General features: G+C 62.8%; 5 protein-coding genes. All 5 read left to right on the forward strand.

The window, feature by feature from the left end:
* Positions 1-740, forward strand: a 740-nt coding sequence (locus tag AC1DT3_RS10750; protein ID WP_477465249.1) for a cell division protein FtsQ/DivIB, incomplete at its 5' end; no start/stop codon positions are given.
* Positions 737-2,059 carry a cell division protein FtsA gene (gene ftsA / locus AC1DT3_RS10755; RefSeq protein WP_477465250.1) on the forward strand — a complete coding sequence of 441 codons (1,323 nt, stop codon included), beginning with the start codon at positions 737-739 and terminating at the stop codon, positions 2,057-2,059. The genes AC1DT3_RS10750 and ftsA, both read left to right, overlap by 4 nt.
* Before the next feature lie 102 nt (positions 2,060-2,161).
* Positions 2,162-3,886, forward strand: coding sequence for a cell division protein FtsZ (ftsZ, locus tag AC1DT3_RS10760; RefSeq protein WP_477465251.1), 1,725 nt, complete (start codon positions 2,162-2,164; stop codon positions 3,884-3,886).
* A gap of 263 nt (positions 3,887-4,149) precedes the next feature.
* Positions 4,150-5,097: a UDP-3-O-acyl-N-acetylglucosamine deacetylase gene (lpxC, locus tag AC1DT3_RS10765; protein ID WP_477465253.1), complete on the forward strand. Its 948-nt coding sequence runs from the start codon at positions 4,150-4,152 to the stop codon at positions 5,095-5,097.
* 254 nt (positions 5,098-5,351) lie between these two features.
* The coding region (gene bamD, locus AC1DT3_RS10770) for an outer membrane protein assembly factor BamD (RefSeq protein ID WP_477465252.1) at positions 5,352-5,747 on the forward strand (396 nt) is incomplete at its 3' end.

Here is a 5,747-nt window from a genome sequence, read left to right on the forward strand (position 1 = left end):
GTCTGTGGCAGGGCGGGCACATGGACGATTTCATCGCCAAATACGGCGAGCCGCACCATGCCGTCGGGCGCCTGGTCGGGCTTGGGTTGGAGACGGTGACGATCTCCGGCATTTCCCAGATCCGCGAGAACGAGGTTTTGGCGGCGGCTGGCCTGAACGGCAAGATGTCGTTGGCGTTCCTCGATGTGAACGACGTGCGGGAACGCCTCGAGCGCGTGCCGCTCATCAAGACGGCCTCTGTCCGCAAGCTCTACCCGAACGAACTGGCCATCACTTTGAGTGAGCGCGATCCGTTTGCGATTTGGCAGCTCAACGGCGAATTGTTCATCACCGCCTCGGACGGCACGGTGATCGATCTGATGCAGGATGCGCGCTTCGCCAAACTGCCGCTCGTCGTCGGCGACATGGCCAATACGCGAACGAAGGAATATCTGGCCCTTCTCGATGCGGCGGGTCCACTGAAGGCGAGAATCCGCGCGGGCACTTTGGTGTCGGGACGCCGCTGGACTCTCAAGATGGACAACGGCCTGGACGTGCGCTTGCCCGAGACCGGCGCGCCGGCAGCCGTCGCGCGGCTCGTGAAACTCGATCGCGAACAGAAAATTCTCGACAAGGACGTGCTTGCTATCGATCTCAGGATGCCTGACCGCGTGGTCGTTCGGCTGACGGAAGAAGCGGCGTCTGTTCGAACCGAATCACTGAAGAAAAAGCCGACGCGCGGCAAAGGGATCGACACATGAATCGTTCGAACCATGGCCTGACACCGCGCATGAAGCCGCTTGCGGCTCGCAAGAGCGCGATCATGTCCGTGCTCGATGTCGGCACCAGCAAAGTTGTTTGCGTGGTCGCGGAATTGCAGCCGGCGCATGAGGCCGACGCAATGCGCGGCCGTACTCACGTGGCCCGCATTCTCGGCATTGGCCACCAGCGTTCGGTCGGATTGAAGGGCGGCGTCATTGTCGATCTTGAGGCCGCCGAAGGCGCGATCCGGCAGGCGGTTCACGCGGCCGAGCGGATGGCGAAGGTGGAAATCCAATCCGTCATCGTGAACTTGACGGGCGGACGTCTGAGCTCCGAACATTTCGAAGCGCAGGTGGCCGTGCGCGGCGCTGTCGGCGCAAGCGATGTCCATCGGGTGCTCGATGCGGCCAGCAGTCACGACATGCGTCGGGGCAGGGCGGTGCTTCATGCGCTGCCGACAGGGTTTTCCCTCGACAACCAGCATCACATCGTTGATCCCACCGGCATGATCGGCGAGAAGCTCGGTGTGGATCTCCACGTTCTCACTGCGGAAGCAGCCGCGGCGCGCAATCTGATGATCGCCGTCGAGCGCTGCCACCTCGGTGTCGAAGCGGTCATCGCAACGCCTTACGCGTCCGGACTTTCCGGCCTGGTCGACGATGAGGCGGAGATGGGTTGCGCCGTTGTCGATATGGGTGGCGGCACGACGAGCGTCGGCGTCTTCGCGAACGGTCATTTGGTTCATACCGATGCCATCGCCGTCGGTGGCCATCACGTTACGATGGACATCGCGCGCGGTCTCACCACGCGCGTCTCGGCAGCAGAAAGGCTGAAGACGCTCTACGGCTCGGCGATTTCTTCGAGTGCGGACGATCGCGACATGATCGCCGTTCCGCAGGTCGACGAGGACGAGCGCGATGTTCCGAATCATTTGCCGAAATCGCATCTGGTGCGCATCATCAAGCCGCGCGTCGAAGAGATTCTCGAACTCGTGCGCGATCGTCTGCGCGGTGCGGGTTTCGCGGCGCAGGCAGGACGGCGCGTGGTGTTGACGGGCGGCGCGAGCCAACTCGTGGGCCTGCCGGAAACGGCGCGGCGTATTCTTCAGGGACAAGTTCGCGTCGGGCGTCCGCTCGGCATCAAAGGACTTCCCGAAGCCGCGAGGGGGCCTGCCTTCTCGGCGGTCGTCGGCCTCCTCGTCTATCCGCAGGTCGCACACATCGAGTATTTCGAACCGCAATCCAGCGGCTTCTTTCAAGGGACTGGAACCGACGGCTACATGTCTCGCGTAGGCCGTTGGATTCGAGAGAGTTTTTAAAGCGTAAAGCGATGGCGCGGCGGCCATCGTGATGAGTTCAAGTCAACCAATCTAAGCGTCGGCCACACGCTTTCGGTAAAAGGCCAAAAGAGGCAACAGGTCATGGCAATCAATCTGCAAGCTCCGGACATCCGGGAACTCAAGCCGCATATCACGGTCTTCGGCGTCGGTGGCGCTGGCGGCAATGCTGTGAACAACATGATCGAGTCGGGCCTGGAAGGCGTCGAGTTCGTCGTCGCGAACACTGACGCGCAGGCGCTCAGCTCGTCCAAGTCCGAGCGCATGATCCAGATGGGCCTTCAGGTCACCGAGGGTCTCGGCGCTGGATCGCAGCCGGAAGTCGGCCGCGCGGCAGCGGAGGAAGTGATCGACGAGATTCGCGATCAGCTCTCTGGATCCCACATGGTCTTCATCACCGCCGGCATGGGCGGYGGCACCGGTACGGGTGCGGCGCCGGTCATCGCACGCGCGGCCCGTGAGCTCGGTATACTGACGGTTGGCGTCGTCACGAAGCCCTTCCAGTTCGAGGGCGTCCGCCGCATGCGACTTGCCGAAGCCGGCATCTCCGAATTGCAGCAATCGGTCGATACCCTCATCGTCATCCCGAACCAGAACCTGTTCCGGGTCGCGACCGAGAAGACCACCTTCGCCGACGCGTTCGCGATGGCGGATCAGGTGCTTTACTCAGGCGTTGCCTGCATCACCGATCTGATGGTGAAGGAAGGCCTGATCAACCTCGATTTCGCCGACGTCCGCTCCGTCATGCGCGGGATGGGCAAAGCGATGATGGGAACCGGCGAAGCCTCTGGCGAGAGCCGCGCCATCCGCGCTGCGGAAGCGGCGATCGCCAACCCGCTCCTCGACGACGTGTCGATGAAGGGCGCTCGCGGCCTTCTGATCTCGATCACCGGCGGCAACGATCTCACCCTTTACGAGCTCGATGAAGCCGCGACCCGCATCCGCGAGGAAGTCGATCAGGACGCGAACATCATCCTCGGCGCGACCTTCGATGAGAGCCTGGAAGGCATCATCCGCGTCTCGGTCGTGGCAACCGGTATCGATCACGCCCTCATCGCAGAGGCTGGCGACCTGACCTCGGCGGAACAGCGGATCTCGGAAGTCGCCGAGCGCCTCCGCGCCGAAGCCCGCGCCCGCGCCGTCCACACCCAGGCCGTCCCGACCTTTCGCGCCACCCCCGTCGAAGCCGTAAAGGCCGCTCCGGCTCCCGCCCCGATGGCGGAGCCCGCGCCGGCTCCGGTTCAAATGGGGGGTCCCGCCCATGCAGCCCCGGCGCCTCAAATGGAAATGCCGCGGATGGAATACGCTCCCCAGCCGGTCGTGCGTGACGACATTGTGCTGACCCCCTCGCAGCCGAAGCAGGCAATCGCCTACGAGGCTCCGATGGTGCCGGAGCCGACCTATCACGAGGATCCGGCGCAATCCGCCTTCATTCCGCCGCAGGCGGAGCGGGCCATGCGTCCGGCCCGTATGCCGCGCATCGACGAACTGCCGATGCCGGCCCAGAACCAGATCCGCGCGAGCCGCGGTGAGGAACCGCCGCACGATGCTCGCCGCATGTCGCTGCTCCAGCGCCTCGCGACGGTCGGTTTCGGCCGCAAGGACGATGTGGCTCCGGCGCCTGAGCCCCAGCAGCGCCAGGTCGACGCCCCGCGCCCGCCGGTCTCGCCGGTTCACGCGGAATACGCCAAGCGTCCGGTGCCGCAGCAGGGCTATCGCCCGGCCCCCGGCCAGCTCGCTCCGGCTCCGCGGAACAACGAGGACGACCAGCTCGAGATTCCGGCCTTCCTTCGTCGTCAAGCGAACTAGGATCCGCCGATTCGGCCTCCTGAAAACCCCGGCTTGAAAGAGCCGGGGTTTTTCTTTGAGAACGCCTGCAATATCAATTGTTTACGAATATTTCATTTTGTTACAGAACGTAAGAAAGCGTGATTTGGACTTGGCTTGGGGGCCGACTAAGGTGCCCGCAAGTCGAAAAGAGGAGTACGCCTTTGGGCGCGCTCCGATCCAACCAGCCCCTTCCGCTTCCGGTTCGTCAGGACCACACGGATTGGGCCAAGGTCCAAGAGAAGATGAAGCAAAGCCAGCAAACCACGCTTCGCGCAGCAGTGTCACTTTCCGGCGTCGGAGTGCACTCGGGGAATGAAGTTCGAATCGTTCTTCATCCTGCCGAAGCGAATCATGGCATTGCGTTTCTCCGGACCGGCCTCGCCGGCGGCGTCGATCGTTTGATCGATGCCCGGCACCTGGCCGTGACCGCCACCGAACTCTGCACCGTCATCGGCGACCGCGAAAGCGGCGCAGTGGCGACGATCGAACATTTGATGGCCGCTTTCGCCGGCATGGGCGTCGACAACGTTCTCGTCGAGATCGATGGGCCGGAAGTTCCGATCCTCGATGGCAGCTCCGCACCTTTCATCGAGGCGATCGATCAGGCCGGCCTCGTCCTGCTCAGCGCTTCGCGCCGGTACCTCCGCGTTCTCAAGCCCGTCCGCGTGACGTTGGGCAAGGGTTTCGCCGAACTCGCTCCGAACGAGCGCGGCTTCAAGCTCGATGTGGAAATCGATTTCCCGACCCCCGTCATCGGTCGTCAGCGCAAGGCTGTCGAATTGTCGCCGAGCGTGTTCCGTAAGGAAATCTCTCGCGCCCGCACCTTTGGGTTCATGAGCGATGTGGAGAAGCTTTGGAGCGCCGGTTTCGCCCTTGGCGCGTCCCTCGACAACACGGTCGCCCTCGGTGACGACGGTGTGATGAATCCCGAAGGTCTGCGCTATGCGGACGAGTTCGTCCGTCACAAGATTCTCGACGCGGTCGGCGATCTGTCGCTCGGCGGATTGCCCCTGCTCGGAGCCTACAAGTCCTATTGCGGCGGCCACCGGCTGAACTTCATGGTCCTCGAGGCCCTGTTCGCGAACCGTGCCAATTACGCCATCGTCGACAGTGCCCCGCGTCGCGAGACGGGTTATGCCGAAATCGGGAACAACATCGCCGTTCCCGCTTTCGCTCAGGAAATCCACTGATTTCGTTCGTCTGACCTCGATATGCCGGTCCTCTCCCGACCGGTCGGTCACGGGCCACGGCTCAGTGTGGATTGAACACCCAGCAACCCGCCGAAATTTCGCCACTTGCGACCTCTTTGCTCAGACATACGTGCGGCCTGTCACCATCCTGTATGGTAAACAGCGCAGGAAGGGTTGGCGCTTTGCCTGAGCTTGGGGTAAAGAGCCGTAAGTGTGCCATGAAATTGGCCCCGTTTTTCGGAGGACCGCGAAGCATGCATTTCGCGAAAGCTTATTCTGGTTTGAGAAGCGTTGCGTTTCGCGCGTTGATTATTGGTGCCTGCGGTCTTGGCGTGGCGGGGTGCGACACGCTTTCCTCGATCAACCCGTTCGACCGAAGCGAGAAGTATAAGCCCGAGATCGTCCCGGACGTTCCGAGCGAAGCACTTTACAATGATGGCCTCGCGCGTATCCAGAACAGCGACTACGAAGGCGCTTCCAAGAAGTTCACGGCGCTCGAGAAGCAGAATCCACAATCGGAATGGTCGCGCCGGGCGCTGATCATGACCGCCTACGCCAATTACGAGGGCGGCCTGTACGACGACGCGATCGTCGCCTCGAAGCGCTACCTCCAGCTCCATCCTTCGACGCCGGATGCCGCGTACGCGCAG

Source organism: Microvirga sp. P4_G7 (assembly GCF_056401005.1).